The sequence below is a fragment of the Flaviaestuariibacter flavus genome (assembly GCF_004337505.1).
GTDB lineage: Bacteria > Bacteroidota > Bacteroidia > Chitinophagales > Chitinophagaceae > Flavisolibacter > Flavisolibacter flavus.
The window spans coordinates 331632-354967 of the sequence record NZ_SJZI01000050.1; the positions used below are offsets into that span (position 1 = coordinate 331632).

The following is a 23336-nucleotide window of genomic DNA, read 5'->3' on the forward strand; positions in this document are numbered from 1 at the left end:
GTTCGGCTTTGTGTGTAAGGGATGGCATTGCTTATGGCCGCATCGTCTTCACGGGCGCCTTCGGCTGCGGTGCCTGCGGCAGCGGGTGGGCCTTCAGTTCATCCAGCGCAATCTGGATCGCTTTCTCCAGCTGCGGGTCGTGGCCGGCGATAACGGCGGAGGGCCACTGCTCCACCTCCACGTCGGGCGGTGTACCCACGTTTTCGATGCCGAAGCCCTTCTCGTCGAAGAAGGCTACGTTGGGAGCGGTCACCACGCCGCCGTCGATGAACTCGGGGTAGCCGAGCACACCCACGAGGCCGCCCCAGGTGGTCTTGCCCACGAGGGTGCCCAGCCTGGCCTGGCGGAACAGGTAGGGGAGGTAGTCGCCACCCGAGCCGGCGGTCTCGTCAATCAGCATCACCTTGGGTCCCTGGATGGAGGCGTTGGGCGCCTTCTGGTCTTTGCCGTAGCGGTAGCGCCAGTACGAGTTGAGCGGCCGCTTCAGCAGGTCGATATAGTAGTCGGCCAGCTGCCCGCCGCCATTGAAGCGCTCGTCCACGATGATGCCGGCCTTGTTGGCCTGCGGGTAGAAGTACCGCTTGAAATATTCGTGGCCGAGGGCCGCGGTGTTGGGCACGTACACGTAGGCGATCTGCCCGTTGGTGGCCTCATTCACCTTGCGCATATTGCCTTCCACCCAGTCGCGGTTGCGGAGCGCCGCCTCGCTGGCCACGGGCACCACCTTCACGGTACGCGTATTGGCGCCGTCGGCGGAGGAAGCCACGGTGAGGGTCACGATCTTGTCGGCCGTGTTTTCGAAGTAGCTGTAGAAATTCTTGTCGGCCGTTACGTCGGCGCCGTTCACCTTCAGGATGAAGTCGCCCACCTGCACGTTGGCGCCCGGCTCGGTCAGCGGCGAGCGCAGCTCGGGTGTCCAGTTGAGACCGCCGTAGATCTTCTTGATGCGGTAGCGGTTGCCCACGGTCTCATAGTCGGCACCCAGCAGGCCGCCCGGCACCGTCTCCGGATTGGCGCGGCGGTCGCCGGCGGCATCAAAGCGGTGATGGCCCACGGAGAGCTCGCTGAACATCCACTGCATCACGCGGTAGAGGTCGTTGTTGCTCGCAACATCCGGCAGCAGCGCTTCGTACTTTTTCTTCATCGCCGCCCAGTTCACCCCGTGCATATTGGGATCGTAAAAGAAGTCGCGGTTCACGCGCCAGGCTTCGTTGAAGATGTTCTTCCATTCTTCCTTCGGATTGATCTTCACCTGCAGCGCCGCGGTGTTGATCATCGACTCGGGCACGGGCTTCTGGCCGGTGGCGGCGATGCCCCATTTGCCTTTCGTAACAAAGAGGGTCTTCTCGCCCTTGGCCGCGATGTTGTAGCCGTCGGCGGGCATGATGCTTTCCTCCTTGCGCTTTTTGAGCGAATACATATTGAGCATCGTGGGCGTGGCGTTGTGCGGCGCGGCGGCGAGGTAAAAGAGCTCGCCTTCCTTTACGGCCGATAGCGAACTAAAGCGCCCCTTCGCCAGCGGCAGCGGCACGATGCGGTTCTGGATGCCATCCCAGTCGATGCGGAGGCGGGTGCGGCTCGAGTCGGCTTTGTAGGGTGCCTTGGTGGTGCTGTCGGGGATCAGCTCCAGCTCGTTCTCCTTGGCAAAGGGCGAGGGCACGCTCTTTTGCAGGGTGATGAGGTAGATGCCGTTGGTGGATTCCATGTCGTTGTTCGACTGGTCGAACCAGTTCACCACCGGGCCCGCGTCGGTGCTGCTCAGCACGTAGAGGTATTTGCCCGAAGGATCGAAGGTGGGTTCGGTAACGTTGGAGAGCGCATCGGTAACGGGGCTTGACTTGCCCTCGGCCAGCGAGTAGATCCAGGCGCGCTCGAAGTTGGTTTCGGTGATGGTGGTGTAGGCGATGTGATTGGCATCGGCCGACCAGCTGCCGAACAGGTCGCGGAAGGTGCCGGGCACAAAGTGCGTGTCTTCGGCGATCCTGGTCACCTTGCCCGTGGTTACATCGGCCATATAGAGGCGGCGGCCGTTGTCCACAAAGGCGATCTTCTTACTGTCGGGCGACCAGTGCGGGGCATTGTAAAAGCCCGAGCCATTCGGTTTGATCACGCGCGTTTCGCCGCTGCCGTCCTGGTTCTTCACGTGCAGCTCGTATTCACCGGATGCGTCGCTGAAATAGCAAATGAGCTTTCCGTCGGGCGACCAGGAAGGCGACTTTTCATGCACGCCCGGGGTGTTGGTGAGGTTGAACACGTCGCCCTTCTGCGCGGGCAGGGTGAGGATCTCGCCGCGGTAATCCATCACCACGCGGGCGCCCGAGGGAGAGATGTCGCCGCCGCGGATGTACTGCTCGCCCTTCACGTAGCGCTCGCGCTGGTCGAGCAGGTCGGCGGCGATGCCGATTTTCAATTTAGATGCATTGCCGGTGGCCGGGTTGAGCAGGTGCAGGTATCCGGCCTGGGAGAACACGATGGCGTCATTGCTGCCCTCGAGGCTGGAGACGGGGAAGTCGGTGAATTTGGTATGCTGGGTAACAGCCTTCGTGGCCACATCGTAGCTGTAGATGTTGAATTCCCCGTTGCGGTCGCTGCGGAAGTACACCTTGTTGCCTTTCCACACCGGCTTGGAGTCGTTGGCGCCCCCCTTGGGTTTGGGGATCTCGGTTACGTTGTGCGATTTGGTGTCGTACACCCAGATGCGCGACGCGGTGCCGCCACGGTAGTTCTTCCACTGCTCAAAGCGGTCGGGGATGGTGGTGTAGGCGATGCTGTTGCCGTCGGGACTGTAGGAGGCCCAGAAGGCGTTGGGGATGGGCAGCTGCTGCTCGGCGCCGGTTTGTATATCTACGGTATAGAGCTGGTAGTAGCGGTTGGTGAAGGAGCTGCGCTGCGAGGCGAAGAGGATCTTCCTGCCGTCGGGGGTGAAGTCGCGCACGAGGTCGGCGCCCGGGTGCCAGGTAAGACGGCGGGGCACGCCGCCGGCCGCGGGCACCACAAATACGTCGGTGTTGCCGTCGTACTGCGCCGTGAAGGCGATGGTGCTGCCGTCGGGCGAGAACACGGGGTTCGACTCGGCGCCTTCGCTGACGGTGATGCGGCGCGGGTAGGAGCCGTCGCGGGCCGCTACCCAGAGGTCTTCGGCGTAGATGAAGGCGATGGCATTCTTGCTGACGGCGGGTTGCCAGAGGAGGCGGGTGTCCGTCGTGTTCTGCGCGGATGCCGGCGCGGCGGCCGCCAGCAGGAGGGCGGCCAGCAGGGAGCGTTGTGGGTTAAGCATGTGGTATGTGTTGGCGTGAATGGTAGGAGCGGGCGCGAAAGATGGTTGATGCGACTTCCGGCCGCGTACAACAAAATACGGCGAATAAAACAAGCAGCGTAGCCGGGAAAAAGAAAAGCCCGGTATTGCTACCAGGCCGTTCTAAAGTTTTAATAGGGAGATGCCAAAGCTAGGTGTTCCGGTTTATCGTAGCGAAACGATTTGGGCTTAATGCGGGTTATCACTTAGTTGTTTCCGGTAGTCGGGTGCAACCGGAACGCTTCTTTTACCAGCGTGCGGAAGGTGGCCGGGAGCTGTGCTGGCGCTTCGGGGATACGGTCCGGCTAGCAGGGAAATGCCGGCTTGCAAAAAAAATCCCGCAAAAAAACGCGAAACCGGTTAGTTGCGCTTATATTTGCAACTGAATGGTTTCACAATTAAAAACCGGCAACATGCGACGCGACATATTCCAGGCCATTGCAGACCCCACGCGGCGGGCGATCCTGACGCTGATTGCCCTGCAGGCGATGACGCCCAATGCCATCGCCGAAAATTTCAACAGCACCCGGCAGGCCATTTCCAAGCACCTCCGCATCCTTACGGAATGCGACCTGGTGAAGCCCGAGCAGCAGGGCCGCGAGATCTATTATTCACTTGAACTGAAGAAAATGAAGGAGATCGACAAGTGGCTGGAGCAGTTCCGGAAACTCTGGGAAACCCGTTACAATCAACTCGACGACGTATTATCAAACCTTAAAAAATCAAAGAAATGACAACCGATCTGCTGTTCGATTTCATCGTAGACAAGGAAGCCAGGACGGCTACTATCACGCGGGAGTTTGCCGCCGAGCCTTCCCTTGTATGGGACGCGTACACCAAGCCGGAGCTGCTCGACCAATGGTGGGCGCCGAAACCCTGGTCTTCGCGAACGAAGGTGATGGACTTCAAGCCCGGCGGCCGCCGGTTCTATGCCATGGTAAGCCCCGAGGGCGTAGAGCGCTGGTCGCTGCAGCAGTATCTGTCCATTTCCCCGAAGACGCACTTCAAGCTGCTCAACACGTTTGCCGACGAGCACGAAAACCCCGAATTGCCCGGCTCGGAGTGGGACCTGCATTTCAGCGAGCTGGAGAACGGCAATACGCTGGTGCGTGTCTCCATCTACAACGAATCGCGTGAGCGGATGGAAAAAATGCTGGAGATGGGCTTCAGGGAAGGCTTCACCATGACGCAGAAAAACCTGGAAGAGCTGCTGGCGCGCTTGTCGGGGAAATAGCTTTCTGCCTTGTTTTAAAGAAAACAAATGCGAAACAGAAAGGTCGAACCATTGGTTCGACCTTTTTTATATTAAGCTTAGTTCGTCTCCATTCGTCGCCTGGCTTCCACGCACCAGAAAAACTCGTCCAAAAATGTTTTGACCCTTTTGTCTGTTATTTCCTTTTCTGCGGGAACTCCATTTTCATCGTAGGCGTTCTGCACTGTAGGCACACGATAAACGGCAGGGGCGACCCAAGCGCCAATCTTCAGAAATGTAAATGACAAAGAAGTCCCTACCTGTGAACCACCGAACGAACCTGCCGAAACAGTAGAAATTCCAACCGGCTTTCTTTTCCATTCGGCATATAAAAGGTCAACGGCATTTTTCACGGCTGCCGGGTAACCACCATTGTATTCCGGTGTTACCACGATGACACCATCAGCCTCCTTTATTTTCTCTGCAAATTGTAGAACATTATCGGGTTGGTTTTGCAGGTATTGCAATCGTTCGCTAAATAGTGGGAACTGGTACTCGTACAGGTCCAGGATTTCCACATTGCCAAGCTTATTGTCCGCGATGTACTTTTTCAGATATAACGCAACCCGGTGACTTTTCCTTCCTGTTCTGACGCTTCCGGAAATAATGACGATGTTATACATGGCACTTTCAAATGTTTAATTTACGAAGCTGATTGCATATCGTTATCAATCGGCAACAATTGTCCGGAGGTCGATTTGCCGCATCGGATGCGAGAAATACCGCTAGCACTGCAATGTCTTTGGGGTCAGCAAATTGTTTAATCGACCGCACTTGCATGGTATTTCTGCTTCCAAGTCACCCAGGGCATAAAAAGCTTTTGCAATTTCTTTCCCGATACCTGCTGCGCCTGCTGTGATGGAAATCCTTTTGTTCACGAAACCTATTTTGATTGTTATTACTGCGCGCTTCAATCAATTAGCCAACTATTCAGATCCCGAACCACTTCGCTGCTGATTTGGTGCCCCAGGGTGTATTCATGGTAGCTTACTTTAATGCCCAAACTTTCAATGTAGTGCTTCGCTTCCCTTGCGTAATGGATGGGCAAGGTGTTGTCCTGCATTCCATGTGCAACGAAAACTTTCAGTTCCTGAAGGTAGCCACCTTTTTTAACCAGCGGTTTTAACTCTTCAAGCAATCTGCCGCTAAAGGCGATAACGCCCTTTACTTCATTTGGGTATAATAAGCCAATGCTGTAGCTCATGATGGCACCCTGGCTGAAACCGCCCAGGTATATTTCGTCAAGATCGTATTTCTCTTTCACCTGCCTGATAAATGATCCGATGGCTTTTCTGCTGGAAAGTTCCTGGTCTGTATTGTAAACAGGTTTTCCAGTTGAAAAATCTACATTGTACCAGGCGTACCTGCCTGCACCTAACGTGTATTGACCGCGAGGCGCGATGATATAAAAATCATTTGGCAGTTGACTTGCCAGACTGAATAGATCCTGCTCGTTACTTCCCACACCGTGCAGCAGGATAATTGCCTTATTTTTTGGCGATTTTACCTGTGGTTCTCGAACCAGGTATTGCAATGCCGCACTATCTGAGATTTCGGTCGCCTGCTTTATCGTTGCGTCTGTCATTTTAATATTGTTTGTTGAATGAACGTTGAAGGCAAGGAATATCAATAAAAAGGCAGTGCTGCCACTCATTATCCAATCTTTACTGATGTCATTGTCAATGAACCGCCCACTGCTTTGTCATTGAAAAATGAGATATTGTCTTTAGTGCCTTTTACTCCCAATGTATACATCAACGGCAGGTAGTGTTCCGGTGTCGGGATAGCCAACATGGCATCTCTGCCTAACGTGCTGTAGTTGATCAGTGGTTTGTGGTCGCCATCCTGTATCAAAGCCTTGAACTTTCCGTTGATGTTCTTTGCCCAATCGTAGCCATACTCATTGTCGTTCAGCCTGTCCCAGGCTACCATCCGAAGGTTGTGAACCATGTTGCCGCTGCCAATAATCAGCACCCCCTTTTTCCGTAATGCACTCAGTTCCTTTGCCAGGTCATAGTGGTATTGCGGTCCTTTTGTATAGTCGATACTCAATTGCAATACCGGTATGTCGGCTTCGGGATACATGTGTCTGATGATAGTCCATGCACCGTGGTCCAAACCCCAATCGTGGTCTAACTCAACGTGAGCTGAATGCAGTAATCCTGCCGTTTCTTTCGCCAACGCCGGGTTCCCGGGTGCAGGATACTGCACGTCGAAAAGTTCCTGCGGAAAGCCGCCAAAATCATGAATGGTTTTCGGAAAGTCCATTGCTGTGATTTTTGTTCCCTTCGTGAACCAGTGGGCGGATACCACCAACACGGCTTTAGGCTTTGTAATTTCTTTGGCCATCTGCGTCCACCTGCGACTGAACTCTGTATCTTCTATGCCATTCATGGGCGAGCCGTGACCGATGAACAGAACCGGCATTACCTGATCCTGTTCTGGCAAGCCATTGGTGAAACCTCTGAATGCGGATAATGTTGTCATACCTGCTACTCCTGTTACTATTGTTTTTATGAATTGTTTTCTTCTCATGTCAGCACCATTAACTGATTTTACAATTCGTTATGCGCTAACGCCGGACTGGTCGCTTTTCTATTGCTTGTCACCTTGGTAATGGCTGCATCGATACTTGCTTTACCGCCGCCGGCAATAAGCGATACGATTGCCAGGCCGAATAGAAGAACGAAGTACTCAAGGCCTTCTCCTTTGTTTGCCTGACTGTACCAGTTCATAAAAAAACAGTTGTTTACGTGTGATGTCAGTACCACTCCCAAGAAGTTACCTATGATACCAATGGCAGCGAAACGTGTGGCAAAGCCTGCAATGAGAAACAGGGCGCCAAAAAACTCAATCAGAATTACCGATAGTGCAATAACCGATGGCAGACCGGCTGTTCCTGTGAGAAAGCCCATTGTTCCCTCGAAGCCATACCCGCCGAACCAGCCCAATAATTTTTGAGCACCGTGCGGAAATACAGTGATACCCAATGCAAGCCGTGCAATTAAGGCTGTGTTGTTTTCTGGATTTGTTGCGAATAGCGTTTTCATTTTATAATGTTTTATTGGTTGTTGTGAATGTTTTTTAATTGTGTAAGATTTTCCAGCCTGCCAACCAGTTGTAGTGGTACTTCATCCCTAACTGAATCAGCAAAAGCTGCATGTTTTCCAGTGTTCTGCTTACGGATAAATCGCCCGCGACAATTGGGTTAAAGCCTGCGGTTTTCACCAGTTCTGAAACGGTGTTTACAGCTTCTTCATCGTTGCCGGCGACAAAGGCATCGGCCTGTTTGCCGTCAATAACGGGTGTTGAAAAGTCGGCCGCGAAAGTTGTATTGAACGCCTTGACCACTTTGGAGTTGGGCAGGAGCTTTTGCAATTCTTCGGCTGCGCTGGTATCAGTTGCTGTTACCATTCCGTTGAATGTTGCGTTCAATGGATTGGCGATGCTGATAACAATTTTCTGATTGGCCACTTCCCGGATTTTTTCAGCGAGTTCTTTTTCTGCCTGGAAGGGAACGGCCAGGATAATGACGTCTGCTTCCCAGCTTGCATCGGTAGGACATTCCAGTGCTTCCACATCCGCTGCGGCATTGCCGCTTTTAATGTCCTTTACGACTGCTTCTGCCTTTTCTTTTTCGTTGGCGAAAAGTAACAATCGGTTGTTTCCTTTTGAAAGACTTTTAGAAATCGCGGAGCCCATATTTCCTGAAGCCCCGATTATCGCTATGGTTTGTTTTGTGTTCATTTTTATTGTTTTCGATAACACAAAACTACCGCCATACCCTGCCCTGTTCCATTACGTTCAGGCAAGAAAAACCATTGACTTTTGTCAATGAGACGGGCAGTGAAAGCCGTTATTTACGGGAAGACATTCGACTTCTCACACGGCTTAATGTCTCGGGTGTGAGTCCCATGTAGGAAGCAATCATGTGCTGGGGTACACGTTGGGCTATATCGGGATAAAGGGCAAGGAAGTTCCTGTATCTTTCTTCTAAGGGCAGGCTTATTATAGAAGTAAGCCGTTTCTGCAAAGCGATGTACGCCCCTGTGATTTGTATTCGTATGTATGTTTCGTATTTAGGAAGGATTTGCAGGAGCTTTTCATGTGCTGCTTTGCTGATCAAAACCAGTTCTGTATCCTCTAAGGCATCGATATTATAGGTAGCAGGTTCTCCGGTAAGAAAGCTATACAGGTCAGAGATGATCCAGCCTTCCAGTGCGAACTGTACAATGCTTTCCGTTCCTGCTTCAGCAACAACGTATGCCTTCAATGCACCCTTTTCCACAAACGCAACATATTTGCATACGTCACCTTCTTGCAGGAGATATTGCTTCTTCCGTAACTTCTTGGGTGTAAGATGTTGCTTTATCAGCGCTTCTTCTTCCTTTGATAGGCCGACTTTTTCGTTGAATTTCTGGAAGAAGAGTTCGTACATCAACTGTTTCAGTTATTGTACAAAAATAAAGTTCTGAAGCACAGGCCTGAAAAAGCGCATCAGTAAAAGTGAGGGGTGCGTATAAAGGCTTTGCCCCAGCCTTCCCGTTTTTGTCAAAACGGCCATTTTGTAGCCCGGACAGGAATCGAACCTGTATCTAGAGTTTAGGAAACTCCTATTCTATCCATTGAACTACCGGGCCGGTACTCCCGGCCAAAGCATTCGCGAAGGCCGGGTCGGCAAAAATAGGAGTTCCCGGCGTTTCGGCGGCAGGAGAGCTGTGGCAACCGATGCAGGGACGATTCAGCTTCGTCGGGGCCCGCTATTACTATGCCTGCCTGCTGTGGCGGAAAGAGGGGGTAGAAGAAGCCGCCGGCATCTTTGAAGCGCTCGTAGCTGAAGGGCGGCAGCTTTCCGGCGCCGGGCGGGGCGCTGCCCGCGAATGGGTACGCCGCGCCCGGGAGCAGCTCAAGGCCGGCGCGGCCTCCTGATGCTTTTCCCCGATATTGCAGCCGTGGCATTCCGGTATTTTATCCTCTATAAGCCCTTCGACGTGCTGTCGCAGTTTACACCCGACGCTCCCGGCGACCGCACCCTTGCCGACCTGGGCTTCTCCTTTCCGCCCGACGTGTACCCGGTGGGCCGCCTCGACCGCGACAGCGAGGGGCTGCTGCTGCTTACCAACGACAACGCGCTCAAGACCCGCTACCTGGAGCCGAAATTCAAGCTGCCGAAAACCTACTGGGCGCAGGTGGAAGGGTTGCCCACCGCGGAAGCCATCGCGAGGCTCGCTGCCGGCGTCACCATCCGGATCAACGGCAAGGAGCACCGTACAGCGCCGGCCCGGGTGCGGCTGCTGGAGGCGGAGCCACGGCTTCCCGAGCGCAACCCGCCGATCCGCTACCGCAAAAGCATCCCAACCGCATGGATCGAGCTCACGATAACCGAAGGAAAGAACCGCCAGGTGCGCCGCATGACGGCCGCCGCGGGCCTGCCCACGCTGCGCCTTGTGCGCGTGGCCATCGGCTCCGTTCGCCTTGGTGACCTGGCGCCCGGCGAGGTCCGCGCCATCGACCGGCCCGGCGGCTTAATAATCTAATCCCGTACTAATACAGAAGAAAGGTGTTGTAAATCATCGCATTTAAACGATCGGCGGTCCCGGGAACCAGCGTAGAAATACGGAGTTATTTAGGGGTATAGTATTAGTGAAAAATAAAAAAGCTCGTCAGGCTTTTGCCGTATCGATTATTTTGATTGTCTTTGCAGTCTGATATTCTGTAAGGTGCCACTATGCTGCCTCTGACAACCAACTAAACTGCCAACCTAAGCTTGCACCTGTCAGACCAAGGTCTGATTATCCTTGATTTACGATCACAGCTAAGACGCGATTGGTAATCGCCAGCGCCCTGTCTGCTGACAGCCAGGCTGGTAGTTCCATGCCGGGACGATGACCCGTTGCTATCGGCTGCGCGAAAATATTGTTGCGCACGGCGGACCCGTACCCGCCTGCGCACGAAAGCTGTTTCAATACGTGGAACCTGACCAATGAAAACACTGCATTTAACACTAAAACCCTTCTAATTATGAGAAGTTCTCTACCCGCCTTCGATTTGCTGCGGCGAACATGGCAGCGAAGCAAAATGGTGCTCAGTACCTTGCTACTGATCCTCCTCTTCAACCTGACTGCTTCGGCGCACGCCGTACAGGTTGGGTATTATGTGCTCCCCAACGGGTTTATTCGTGTTTACATCGAGCATTGGCACGGTGATCAAACCACTGCTACCCTGGTAAACAACGGGATGAGCATCACCACCACCTATGGCTCCACTACGGTTACGCAAAACGTCAACCCCACCGGTGCGGTCAACAACACTGCCTGGAATGCGTTGCCTTTTTCGGGTCCGAACCTGCACATCCTTTCCGCGGGCCCTAGTGCCAACCAGTATAATGATTGGGCTTATTACGATTTCGCCCCCGCTGCATGTAATGTACCGGTGCAGATCGTACTTAACGGCGGCCTGACGGTCGTTCTCGAAGAAGAAAGCGCGAATATCTGGCCCCAGACCATTTCGGGCACCTTCAACGACAACGCCGGACCGACCATCATGCCCCAGAACACCACTGCTACCGTAGGCTGCGGCAGCACGGGTACGAACGTAAACTTCTCCGCCACTTCGGTAGATAACTGTACGGCCAACCCTTCGGTCAGCTTTAACATTGCACCGGGCTCTTTCTTCCCGGTGGGTACAACCAACGTAACCGCAACTTCTTCCGACGCCAACGGCAATACCTCCACGCTCACTTTCCCGGTGACAGTAACGGTTATTGACAACGTAGCGCCGGTACCGAACGTAGCCAGCCTTCCGACGCTTACGGGCGAGTGCGGTGTCACTGCTACCGCGCCCACCGCAACCGACAACTGCTCGGGTACCATCACTGCAACAACGAGCAGCCCGCTGGTTTACAACCAGCAAGGCACCTATACCATCCAATGGGTGTATAAGGATGCAACCGGCAATACCTCCACGCAGAGCCAGACGGTGATCGTGAAGGACGTAACACCGCCGGTGATTGCCTGTCCGTTCAACATCACGGTGAATGCCGCTGCCAACAGCTGCGGTGCCGTGGTAACCTACAATACGCCTTCCGCTACCGACAACTGCGGTAACGGCACGCTGCCCACCAGCCTTCCGGGTTACACCTACAAAGGCACCTTTGGTGGTCATACCTATTTCATCTCGAACACGGCTACCACTCCTGAAGATGCGCACGCCAAGGCAATCGCCCTCGGCGGTCACCTCGTGACCATCAGCAGCCTGGCGGAAAACCAGTTCGTATCGGCCATGAGCCCGGCCTACATCTGGATCGGTTATACGGACCGCGCCGTTGAAGGCAGCTTCAAGTGGGTGACCAGCGAGCCGGTTTCCTATACCAACTGGAACTCCGGTGAGCCGAACAATGCCGGTGACGAAGACTGGGCTGTTATCAACTGGGGCCCCAACGGCACCTGGAACGACTGGACCTATAATTCTTCGGCGCTTTTCGTTGTCGAGTTCGAAGGTGGTAACATCCCCACCACGCTCGTGAGCGGCCCTGCCAGCGGCTCTACTTTCCCCATCGGCAACACGGTGGTGACATATGAAGCTGTTGATGCCGGCGGTAACCGCGCCACCTGCTCTTTCACGGTTACCGTGTTAGACAACCAGAACCCGACGATCACGGCACCTGCTGCCGTTACGGTAAATACGAATGCCAACGCCTGCGTTGCCACCAATGTTGCCCTCGGCAGCCCGGTTGCCAACGACAACTGCACCGGCTTCATCGTATCGAACAACGCCCCCGCTACTTTCGCTAAAGGCACTACTGTAGTGACCTGGACCGTTAAAGACGCTTCCGGCAGAACGGCAACTGCTACGCAGCTGGTGACTGTAGCAGACAACCAGGCGCCCGCCATCACTGCTCCTGCAGCAGTTACGGTAAGCACCAACCCCGGTCAGTGTTCCGCAACCAACGTAGCGCTCGGCAATGCCGTCGCTTCTGACAACTGCGGTTCCGTGACCATCAGCAACAACGCTCCGGCCGTATTCCCCAAGGGTACCACTCTGGTTACCTGGACGGCGAAAGACGGTGCTGGTCTTACAACTACCGCTACCCAGAACGTTACGGTGGTAGACAATGAAAGCCCCGTTATCACAGCTCCTGCAGCTGTTGCGGTCAACACCGACGCGGGCGCTTGCTCTGCTTCGAATGTCGCCCTCGGCAACGCCGTGGCCACCGACAACTGCGGAAGCGTAATTGTCAGCAACGATGCTCCGGCAATCTTCCCCAAGGGCACGACGATCGTAACCTGGACGGCAAAAGACGCCGCCGGTAAGATCGCTACGGCTACCCAGACGGTTGTTGTAACCGACAAGGAAGCGCCGTCGCTTTCCGCTGTCGCCCCGATGAACGTAAACACCGATGCCGGCCAGTGCGGCGCCGTGGTTATGTTCCCCGCTCCCGTTGCTTCCGACAACTGCGGTGCCGTTACGGTAGCGCAGATCGGCGGCCCCGCTTCGGGCTCGGTGTTCCCGGTAGGCACGACCACCGTTACTTTCGAGGCTACCGACGCAGCCGGCAACAAGTCGACCGGCAGCTTTACGGTAACCGTTACCGACAACGAAGCTCCTGTTCCCACCGTGGGCACCGGCACCAGCCAGTCGAACGGTTCGGTTACCATCGGTCTTCCCAGCGGTTATTCGTATAACTGGGTAATGTACCAGCACAACTTCCAGGATCCCCTGCCCGCAGGTGCGACTGTAACAGATGCTTCCATGAGCTGGTCGGGTCACGACCAGGGCTGGGGTGGTACCGGTGCCTGGGCCCGCATGATCGTTTCGGGCACGCACATTGGCTCCGGTCAGTACTTCGGCTGGAACCAGGGCTTCTCCATCAATTACAGCGGCGCTATCGCCGGCTATAACTATGGCGGCACCAACTATGTGCGCCAGGACTTCGACACCTACCCGGGCTGGGTTGGCTACTTCAACGGTGGCAGCCTCACGCTCAACTACACGGCTCAGTCGGCAGGCACACTGCCGGATGTAAACGCGGAGTGCTCGGTAACCGTACCGGCGCCCACCGCCACCGACAACTGTGGCGCTATCATCACGGGTACTACCAGCGACGCTACGACCTATTCGCAGCAGGGCACCTATATCATCCACTGGACCTACACCGATGCTGCCGGCAACCGCACATCGCAGGATCAGAAAGTGGTGATCAAGGACGTTACCGCTCCTGTACTCGTGGGCGTTCCGGCCAACGAGACCGTGGAATGCGACGCTGTTCCCGCGGCTGCCGTGGTAACCGCTACCGACAACTGCGAAGCCGGCCCCGTATCGTACAATGAAGTACGCACCAACGGCAACTGCATCTCCAACTACACACTGACCCGCACCTGGAGTGTAACCGACATCGGCGGCAACACAACAGTAGCTACCCAGGTAGTTACTGTACAGGACACGAAGGCTCCGGCCCTGAACGTTCAGGATGTTACCGTTACCAATGATGCCGGCCAGTGCGGCGCTGCTGTTGCTTTCGCAGCTACTGCGTCCGACAACTGCGGTGATGTTACTGTAGCCTACAGCCAGAATCCCGGCACCTACTTCCCTGTGGGTACTACCACGGTGACTGCTACTGCCACCGATGCCTGCGGTAACCAGACGGTGAAGACCTTCATCGTGACGGTTAATGATACCGAAGTGCCTGTTGTTCGCACACAGAACCTGACCATCCAGCTGGATGCCTCGGGTGCTGCTTCGATCACGGCGGCACAGGTAGACAACGCTTCTACCGACAACTGCGGTGTGGCTGCTATCTCTGTAGACAAGACCTCCTTCAACTGCTCCAACGTGGGCGCCAACACCGTTACCCTGTCGGTTACCGACATCCACGGCAACGTGAACAGCGCTACGGCAGTTGTTACGGTTGAAGACAACGTAGCTCCTGTGATCACCAATGTGACCGGTGACCTGGACCGCACCGTTGAGTGCTCCGATGCAAAAGCCATCGCTGCAACCCTGGCCCTTGCCCCGGCTGCTACCGATAACTGCGCGCCGGTAAGCATCCACCTGGTAAGCGATGTGACAACTGCCAATTGCGGCACGACTTATACCCGCGTTCGCCAGTGGAACTTCACTGATCCCTCGGGCAACACCTCCGCCCTGTTTACGCAGACCGTGAATGTGGTTGACCGCACGGCTCCCGTGGTAACGGTTAATGCCGGTGCCATCGAGCGTTGCTTCGACACAACGGCTGCCGCCACCTATGCCGTGGCGCCGCTCCAGGCCACGGACAATTGCAATGCCGTGAACTATAGCTTCTCGGTTAAGAATGCATCCGGTAACCTGCTGCGCAGCGGTACGGGTAACAACGCCTCCGGAACCTTCCCGCTCGGCGCCAACACGATCCTTTGGACCGTAACGGATGCCTGCGGCAATGTAACGACGGCCACGACCCTCGTTACCATCAACCCGCTGCCGGCAGCATCACTGACGGCCTCGGGCGCTGATGCCTTCTGTAACGGCGTTACGTTAAGTGGCGCCTCCACGCTGAGCGGTCCCTTCGGCTACCAATGGTACTTCAGTGGTGCACAGGTCGGCAGCAGCCAGGCCCTTACCCTGGGCAACGCATCGGCATCCGGCGTATATACGCTGTTTGTGACAGATGGAAAGGGCTGCCGCAGCCCGCAGGCGGCTTCCTATACCTATATCAAGGAAACCGCACCGGGTAACTATACCGTTATCGGAATCGACAAGGTGTCGCTTGGTGAATACAACAGCGTGCGCAGCGGAAGCGTGGGCGTAATGAGCCCCGGTGGCTATGCCTACTTCCGCAACCGCGACTCGGTTGTCGCACCCGGAGCTTTTGTGATGGCCCCGAATATCTATGCCCAGTACGGATACTATATCCCCCAGAAGGTATATGGTCCCGCACCGGTGATCTTACCCGCCATGCAGTCCTTTACGGGTAGCTACTACGGTCTGCCCAGCACCACCATCGGGGCTACGGCAACCGGTACGGTAGCGGGCGACTACAATAGCCTTTACATCCGCCGCGGCGCCAACGTGACCCTGAACGGCACCACCTTCCGCACCCTGACCCTGGAAGAAGGCGCCCGCGTCCGGTTCTCCTCGACGGTGCTCAACATGGAGTCGCTTTTCATCGGCAACAACACGAGTGCCACCGCTGTGGCAGAAGTTCGCTTCGCCCCCGGCACCGCCCTTCGTGTGAGCCGCCAGGTGAAGGTGGAGGAGATGGCCCAGGTAAACCCCGAGGGCGTGGCGCTGAACATCTATGTCAACGACGCACCCTGCACGGAAGAGAAGTTTATCGTAAAGGGCAACGGCACCCGCGTGACGGCCAACCTGCTGATGCCGGGTGGCAAGCTCTCGGTGCAGTATAACTGCCGCAGCAACTCAAGTGGCTGGCACGATTGCCACGATGACGACGACGACGACCGTCGCCGCACCGGCGGCACTGCGACCGCCCATTACAGCCCGGGCGATATCCTGAGCACCCTGCTCGGCCAGTTCAAAAGCACCTGCGCGCCCACTTATATGACCGGCCGCTTTATCGCCGGAGAAGTGGAAAGCGGTGTCAGCGTGATTTGGAGCAGCAACCAGTGCAGTGCTGAAACCCCCACTGTCGACTCGGTCAGCCCGCAGTTCGATTGTCCTGCACCGCAGGAGTTCTGTCAGTCGGCTTCCGGTATATATACCCTGACCCCGGCAGTGGCCACCGATAACTCCGGCGTGGTTACGATCAGCTACAAGCTGACCGGTGCCACCGTACGCAGCGGCGCAGGCGCCAACGCGAGCGGCAGCTTCAACCCGGGGATCACCACGATCACCTGGACAGCCACCGATGCATCGGGTAATAAGCGTACCTGCAGCCAGGTGGTGCGGGTAAATGCGACGCCCGTGGTGACGATCCGTACCGACAACAGCTTCTGTACTTCGATCACCCTGACGGCGCAATCCGGCGCCCAGGGCCCGCTTGCCTTTGCCTGGACGCTCAACAACAACGTCTATTCGTCGGCCGCAACCCTCAACCTTTCTTCGGCCAGCACCGACGGTACGTACCGGGTGAGCGTAACCGATGTCAATGGTTGTACGTCGGTAGCGGCGGCCGCTTATGCATTCTCCGCTCAGAATCTGGTGGGTAACTATACCATCGTCGGCCTCAAGGAAGTGAACCTGGGTGAGAACAACACCGTGGTGAAGGGCGGCGTAGGCGTAGTAGCTTCCAATGGCGAAGCGCGCATCAAGAAGAACTCCAGCGTGGCCGGTTTTGTAAAAGCCAAATACATTACCACCATCTCCTCGCCGGTAACCATCGGCAGCCGCATCTACGCCCCCGCCTCGGTGTCGCTGCCTGCCATGCAGGTGTACAGCGGCTCCTTCAGCGGCCTTGCTAACTACACCGTGCCGGACAACGCCACCGTGACGCTCACGGGCAACTACGCTACGCTTACCGTACGCAAAGGCGCCCAGGCGACGCTCAACGGAACCGTGTTCCGCTCCATCAAGCTCGAAGAAGGCGCCCGTGTAACCTTCACGCAGCCCGTGGTGAACCTCGAGTCGCTGGTAATGTCGAAGGGTAAATCCAATAAGATCACGACCATTTCGTTCGCCGGTGCCACCAGCGTCCGCGTATCGCAGCAGGTGCTCATCGAGGAATATAGCCGCGTCAACGGCGAAGGCCGCGACGTGACCTTCTATGTCGGCGACCAGCAGTGTGATGACGAGAAGTTCCGTGTCGACGGAAACGGTACGACCGTTACGGCTAATGTTTTGCTCCCCAACGGCACCATCCGGGTAGACGGCGGCAGCATTGCCTGCCAGATGACCGGGGTGTTCATCGCCGAAGAGGTGCGGAGCGAAAACAAGAACATCACCTGGAATGGCGGCTTCTCCTGCGCTCCGGCCCCCATCGCCCGCACTACTTCTGTGCCGGCAACAACCGAGGCGCGCACCATCAACGGCCAGCAGCCTGAGGTGGAAGCTACGGTAGACGCTTCGGTAGTGGCTTATCCCAACCCGAGCCGCGGTATCGTTAACCTGCGCATCGCCGGCATCACCGGACAAGTGCAGCTCGCAGTGGTAGACAGCCGTGGCAACACCGTTGCCCGCCGCGCTGCCAACGTCAGCAGCAAGCAGGAAAACCTACAGCTCGACCTGCAGTCGGCCGCCGCCGGTATCTACACGATCCGCATCTCCGATGGCACGCAGGTACTCCAGGCCCGCGTTGTTATCGCACGATAGTTTTGTTTGGTTAGTTTCAGAAATCAAAGGCCCCTCCTCGGAGGGGCTTTTTTTATTGCTGCCGGTGTCGGTTATTGAAGCACAGCGTCTTGATAGGCCTGCTTCCCGACACTTACTGTTGCCCGGTACAGTCGGCCAGCCGGTTTTCCTGTAAATTCACCGCGGCATTGTCCTTGCGCATCCGCCCTTAACTGACCTTTTTATGATCCTTATCGTTGACGATAAGCCGGAAAATATTTTTTCACTGGAGCGTATCCTGGCGTTGAACGGTTTTGCAACCGACTCAGCCCCCTCGGGTGAAGATGCGCTCAAGAAAGTGCTGCGCCAGGAATATGCGCTCATCATCCTCGACGTGCAGATGCCCGGAATGGATGGTTTCGAGGTGGCCGAAGCCATCACCAGCCTCAACAAGACCCGCGATACGCCGATCATCTTCCTCTCGGCCGTCAATACGCATAAGCGGTTTGTAACCAAAGGATTCGAGACCGGTGCGGTGGATTATATCACCAAGCCGGTCGACCCCGACATCCTCATCCTCAAGGTGCGCAACTTTTACCGCCTCTATGAGAAAACCCAGGCCCTGAAGGCAGCCGAGCGCGAGCTCAAGTTGCTTAATGAAGGGCTGGAGCGGCGCGTGGCCGAGCGGACGCGCGAGCTGCTGGAAACCAACCGCGAACTCGAGATCAGCAACCACGACCTGCAGCAGTTTGCTTCCGTAGCCTCGCACGACCTGAAGGAGCCCCTGCGCAAGATCCAGCTTTTCGGAAATATGATCAAGGACGCCGATGTGCTGCACGGGCGGCCCGCAAGCCATCTTGAGAAGATCATCGGGTCGGCGGAGCGGATGAGCAACCTGATCCAGGACCTGCTGAGCGTTACCCGGCTTTCGGAGAGCGTGCACTTCGCACGGGCCGACCTGGCGACGCTCGTGGACGAGGTGTTGTCTGACCTGGAGCTCGTTATCCGCGAAAAGGGCGCGACAATCGATATCGGGCCGCTTCCGCAATTGTATGTAATCCCCGGGCTTATCCGCCAGCTTTTCCTCAACATCATCGGCAACGCGCTCAAGTTTTCGCGGCCCGGGGTGCCACCGCTCATCCAGGTGCGCGCCGGCTTTACTGAAACTCCCGACCCGGAAGCACCCCTTGCCGGTTCGGGCGCCTATTGCCGCATCGAGATCTCCGACAACGGGATCGGCTTCGATGAGAAGTATGCCGGCAAGATCTTCACCCTCTTTCAGCGCCTGCATGCCCGCGAGGAATACGAAGGCACCGGCATCGGGCTCGCCATCGTGAAAAAGATCGTTGAAAAACACAAGGGCCTCATCTTCCCGCGGAGCACGCCGGGAGAAGGCGCCCGCTTTATCATCTTCCTTCCCGCCACCGGCGGCCAGCAGCCTGTCCCGCCTGCCGCCGCCACCTTTAACGACCAGACGACATGAAGAACCTGCTCCGACGATTGCCCCTGCCGCTGAAACTTTTACTGGTGGCCGCGCTTCCCATGGTGCTGCTGCTGTTTTTTGCCATCCAGATCTTTCGCGAGAAGCAGGACCGCATGCAGTTGCTGCAGGGCTACCAGACCAGCATCAACCGCTCGGCGGCCCTCAGCATGCTGGCCGACGGCCTGCAGGCAGAGCGGCGCTATGCCTTCGTTTATGCCCTCCGCCACGAATACCGCCGCGAGCTGCTCGAACAGCGCCGCATCACCGACTCGGCGCTGGAGCACCTGCAGGAGGTGGATACCGTATTAACACGGCTACAGGAGTACACCTTTCTTGATAGTCTTTCCGCCGTCCGGCGCAGCGTGGACGCCGACCAGCTGGCGCCGCAGCTGATCATGAACTATTACACCAACGCGATCTTCCGGATCAACTCCCTCAACGGTCTCTCCATCGGCTACAACCAGATGCTCAAGCCGGTCAGCCGCGAGCTGGTGGGCCAAAGGCTTCTTTCGGAGATGGTTATCTATTTCGGTATTCTCCGCTCCAGCCTGTATATGTCGATGCAGCTCCGCCAGCTCAACAGCTCCTCCATCGAGGGAATGCGGAGCCTGTATGAGATCTACCGCAGCTATGAAAAGGAATTTCTCATTCGTTCCTCGCAGCAGTCGATCAGCCAGTACCGGCAGCTGCAGCAGGCCTCGCTTCTGCGCCCGGCCAATGTGTACCTCGACTCCCTCTTCAACGGCACGCGTGTCGACAGCAGCCTGCAGGCCGAGCGCTGGTGGGAGCTTTCCAGCGCGGCCGTAGACCAGCTGCGCCAGCTGCAGCGGCGGACCCTTAACCGGGCACAGGAAGGGGTGCAGCAGATTTATGAAGAAGAAAAAGACAGCCGCAACCGCACCCTGGTATACCTCGTTATTTGCCTCATGGCGGCGGGCATCGTGGTGTCGGCCGTCATCTATAATATCAGCGGCAACCTGAAGGATGTCAACGCGGCGGCCCGCCAGATTGCGCGTGGCGGCAGCGGGGTGCACATCAGGCGGGAGGCCAATGATGTGGTGGGCAGCCTTAGCCAGTCGGTACTAGACCTGGATGCCGCCAACCACCGCATGGCGCAGGCGGCCGATGCCATCGGCTCGGGTAATTTCAACGTAGCCATCGAGCCGCGGGGCGCAGACGATATACTGGGAAATGCCCTCGTGCGCATGCGCGACGACCTGCAGCATTACCACGCAGAGAACGAGGATAAGCTCTGGCTGCACGGCGGTATGGAAGCCGTGAACAACAGCCTGCGCGGCGAGAAAGAGCTGGACCAGGTTGCCAAAGACGTATTGGCCGCGATCGCCGACTATGTCAATGCGCGCGCCGGCCTGCTTTACGTACGCCAGGCCGATGTGCTGCATCACACCGCTTCCTATGCGCTGACATCTAACCTGGATATACCGCAGCGGCTGGCATTCGGAGAGACGCTGGTGGGCGAGGCCGCTCAGAAGCGCCGCATCACGCAGCTGAAGAATGTTCCGGGCAACTTTATTCGGGTGAGCACCGGGCTGGGCGACGCGCCGCCCGCACATATGGTGCTGTTGCCGGCACTGTTCAACGACAGTACGGAAGGCGTGCTCGAGCTGGCCTTCCTTATCGAGGTGCCGCCGCGTACCATTGAATTTCTTACGCAGCTGCAGCCCGTGCTGGGCGTGGCCCTGCACACTGCCCGCAACCGGGCGCGCCTGCAGGAGCTGCTGCACGAAACACAGGCGCAGTCCGAAGAGTTGCAGGCACAGCACCAGGAGCTCGAACACATCAATGCCGAGCTCGAAGCGCAGGCGGAAAAACTGCAGGCATCGGAAGAGGAGCTCAAGGTGCAGCAGGAAGAGCTTATGGAAGCCAACCAGGAGCTCGAGGAGCGCACGCGCCTGCTGGAAGAGCGCAATACGCTCATCGCGCAGCGCAACCGCGAAATCCAGCAGAAGGCCGAAGAGCTTGCCCTGAGCACGCGCTACAAGTCGGAGTTCCTTGCCAATATGAGCCACGAGCTGCGCACGCCGCTCAATTCAATCCTGCTGCTTTCGCGCCTGTTATCAGAAAACAACGAGAAAAACCTGAGCGCCGACCAGGTGGAATATGCGCAGGTGATCCTGAACTCGGGACAAGGCCTGCTTTCGCTCATCGACGAGATCCTCGACCTGTCGAAGATCGAGGCCGGGAAGATGGAGCTTGAATTCGCACCGGTGTCGCCGGCCGCCACGGTGCACGACCTGAGGGGAATGTTTGTGCCGCTGGCGCACGATAAAGGACTTGCTTTTGAAGTGCGGCTGGAGGAGGGACTTCCGTCCAGTATCGAAACCGACCGGATGCGCCTCGAGCAGGTGCTCAAAAACCTGTTGTCGAATGCGCTCAAGTTTACCTCCGAAGGAAAGGTGCAGCTGCTGCTGCGTCCCGGTGCGCCGGGGCATGTGCGTTTTGCGGTGAGCGATACCGGTATCGGCATCGCGCCCGACAAGCAGCAACTTGTTTTTGAGGCTTTCCGGCAGGCTGACGGCTCCACCCGCCGCAAGTATGGCGGCACCGGCCTGGGACTTTCCATCAGCCGCGAGCTGACGCGCCTGCTAGGCGGCGAGCTGCAGCTGGAGAGCGAGCCCGGGAAAGGAAGCACCTTCTTCTTTGAGCTGCCGGTGCAGAAGCCCGAAGGGCCGAAGGAAGCGGCACGCCCGTTTGCGGCCCCGGCGCCCGCACCCGCGCCCGCCGCGCCGCCCCCGTCTGAGGAAGCGGAGGTCGCCTCTTTGGAGGAAACCCTTCCCGGCGCGGGCCATGCGCCTATCAATATCCCGGCGGCCGTTCCCGACGACCGCGAAGAAGCGCAGGATGGCGGTCCGTCGATACTCATTATCGAAGACGACACCGGCTTTGCCCGTGCCCTGCTCGACTTTACCCGCAAGCGCGGCTACAAAGGACTGGTGGCGGTGCGCGGCGACGAAGGCATCGAGCTGGCGCGGCGCTTCAAGCCGCAAGGCATCCTGCTGGATATTCAACTTCCGGTAAAAGACGGCTGGCAAGTAATGGAGGCCCTGAAGGCCGACCCGCGCACCCGTGCCATCCCGGTGCATATGATGTCGTCGCTCGAAGCGAAAAAGGAGAGCCGTCTTAAAGGCGCGGTGGATTTCATCAGCAAGCCGATGGCCTTTGAGCAGATGCAGGATGTATTTAAAAAGATCGAGCAGGTAGTGGCCAAGGAAAATAAGAAGGTCCTCATCGTGGAGGAAAACCCGCGCCATGCGCAGGCCCTGGCTTACTTCCTCGAGACCTTCAACGTGAACGCGCAGATCGCAGGATCGGTAAACGCTTCGCAGGAGGCGCTGCAGCGCAGCGACGTGGATTGCGTGATCCTCGACATGGGCGTACCCGACCCGCAGGCTTATGAAACACTCGACGCGCTGAAGCAGCAGCAAGGCTTGGAAGGCCTGCCCATCATCGTGTTCACCGGCCGTAGCCTTTCGCGCAACGAAGAGCTGCGCATCAAGCAATACGCCGACTCCATCGTGGTGAAGACCGCGCATTCCTACCAGCGCATCCTCGACGAGGTGTCGCTCTTCCTGCACCTGGTGGAGGAGAATGGCCAGGAGAAGCCCGCGCGCACCCGCAGGCTCGGTGCCCTCGGCGAGGTGCTGCCGGGAAAGAAAGTGCTCATCGCCGATGACGACGTGCGCAATATCTTTTCGCTGTCGAAGGCGCTGGAGCAGCACGGCATGGAAGTGTATTCGGCCACCGATGGCCGCGACGCGCTGCAGCAGCTGGAGCAGAACCCGGGCATCGACGTGGTGCTGATGGATATCATGATGCCCGAGATGGACGGCTACCAGGCGATGCAGGCCATCCGCCGCAAGCCGCAGTTCCGCAACCTGCCCATTATTGCCGTTACCGCAAAAGCCATGAGCGGCGACCGCGAAAAGTGCATCGAGGCGGGGGCTTCCGATTACATCTCCAAGCCGGTGGACGTGGACCAGTTATTATCGTTGCTGCGCGTGTGGCTGTATGAGTAGTGTGCTGGTGTGCTGATATGCTAATGTGCTAAAGTAGGATTAAAGAGTTCAAGAGGTTCAGGTGGT

General features: G+C 56.9%; 14 protein-coding genes and 1 tRNA gene. 7 read left to right on the forward strand and 8 right to left on the reverse strand.

Going from position 1 to position 23336, the window contains the following annotated elements; all coding sequences use genetic code 11:
• Positions 1–31 precede the first annotated feature (31 nt).
• Complete coding sequence (locus EPD60_RS15475) at positions 32–3277, reverse strand: S41 family peptidase (RefSeq protein WP_131450418.1); 3246 nt, start codon at positions 3275–3277, stop codon at positions 32–34.
• A 431-nt stretch (positions 3278–3708) separates the two neighbouring features.
• Between EPD60_RS15475 and EPD60_RS15480 the strand changes: the two genes are divergently transcribed.
• Entirely contained in the window at positions 3709–4029 is a 321-nt protein-coding gene (locus tag EPD60_RS15480; RefSeq protein ID WP_131450419.1) for an ArsR/SmtB family transcription factor, read from the forward strand.
• The gene (locus EPD60_RS15485; protein ID WP_131450420.1) at positions 4026–4529 is read left to right on the forward strand and encodes an SRPBCC family protein; all 504 of its coding nucleotides are present in this window, start codon (positions 4026–4028) and stop codon (positions 4527–4529) included. The genes EPD60_RS15480 and EPD60_RS15485 overlap by 4 nt, the downstream gene beginning before the upstream one ends.
• A gap of 77 nt (positions 4530–4606) precedes the next feature.
• On the opposite strand, the gene EPD60_RS15490 is transcribed toward EPD60_RS15485, so the two are convergent.
• From EPD60_RS15490 to EPD60_RS15525, 7 genes are all read right to left on the reverse strand, one after another.
• Positions 4607–5170 carry an NADPH-dependent FMN reductase gene (locus EPD60_RS15490; protein ID WP_131450421.1) on the reverse strand — a complete coding sequence of 188 codons (564 nt, stop codon included), beginning with the start codon at positions 5168–5170 and terminating at the stop codon, positions 4607–4609.
• Between the two features lie 287 nt (positions 5171–5457).
• Positions 5458–6201: an alpha/beta hydrolase gene (locus EPD60_RS15500; RefSeq protein WP_207896706.1), complete on the reverse strand. Its 744-nt coding sequence runs from the start codon at positions 6199–6201 to the stop codon at positions 5458–5460.
• Positions 6201–7082 (reverse strand): 4,5-DOPA-extradiol-dioxygenase, encoded by an 882-nt coding sequence (gene ygiD / locus EPD60_RS15505; RefSeq protein ID WP_243647851.1) that lies wholly within the window; start codon positions 7080–7082, stop codon positions 6201–6203. Before ygiD ends, EPD60_RS15500 begins: the two co-directional genes overlap by 1 nt.
• 20 nt (positions 7083–7102) lie before the next feature.
• A complete protein-coding gene (locus EPD60_RS15510) occupies positions 7103–7597 on the reverse strand; it encodes a DoxX family protein (protein ID WP_131450422.1) in 495 nt (164 codons plus the stop codon).
• A 34-nt stretch (positions 7598–7631) separates the two neighbouring features.
• On the reverse strand, positions 7632–8294 hold the full coding sequence (locus EPD60_RS15515; protein ID WP_131450423.1) for an NADPH-dependent F420 reductase: 663 nt from the start codon (positions 8292–8294) through the stop codon (positions 7632–7634).
• Positions 8295–8403: 109 nt separating this feature from the next.
• On the reverse strand, positions 8404–8985 hold the full coding sequence (locus tag EPD60_RS15520; RefSeq protein WP_131450424.1) for a Crp/Fnr family transcriptional regulator: 582 nt from the start codon (positions 8983–8985) through the stop codon (positions 8404–8406).
• Positions 8986–9115: 130 nt separating this feature from the next.
• Positions 9116–9187 (reverse strand) — tRNA-Arg (locus EPD60_RS15525).
• 88 nt (positions 9188–9275) lie between these two features.
• Here EPD60_RS15525 and EPD60_RS15530 point away from each other — a divergent pair.
• The 5 genes from EPD60_RS15530 (at position 9276) to EPD60_RS15550 (ending at position 23270) form a co-directional block, all read left to right on the forward strand.
• Complete coding sequence (locus tag EPD60_RS15530) at positions 9276–9476, forward strand: hypothetical protein (RefSeq protein ID WP_131450425.1); 201 nt, start codon at positions 9276–9278, stop codon at positions 9474–9476.
• A 23-nt stretch (positions 9477–9499) separates the two neighbouring features.
• Positions 9500–10084, forward strand: coding sequence for a pseudouridine synthase (locus EPD60_RS15535; RefSeq protein WP_243647852.1), 585 nt, complete (start codon positions 9500–9502; stop codon positions 10082–10084).
• A 556-nt stretch (positions 10085–10640) separates the two neighbouring features.
• On the forward strand, positions 10641–17792 hold the full coding sequence (locus EPD60_RS15540) for an HYR domain-containing protein (protein ID WP_165871573.1): 7152 nt from the start codon (positions 10641–10643) through the stop codon (positions 17790–17792).
• A gap of 202 nt (positions 17793–17994) precedes the next feature.
• On the forward strand, positions 17995–19233 hold the full coding sequence (locus EPD60_RS15545; protein ID WP_131450428.1) for a sensor histidine kinase: 1239 nt from the start codon (positions 17995–17997) through the stop codon (positions 19231–19233).
• Positions 19230–23270: a response regulator gene (locus EPD60_RS15550; RefSeq protein ID WP_207896710.1), complete on the forward strand. Its 4041-nt coding sequence runs from the start codon at positions 19230–19232 to the stop codon at positions 23268–23270. Before EPD60_RS15545 ends, EPD60_RS15550 begins: the two co-directional genes overlap by 4 nt.
• Positions 23271–23336: the final 66 nt, after the last annotated feature.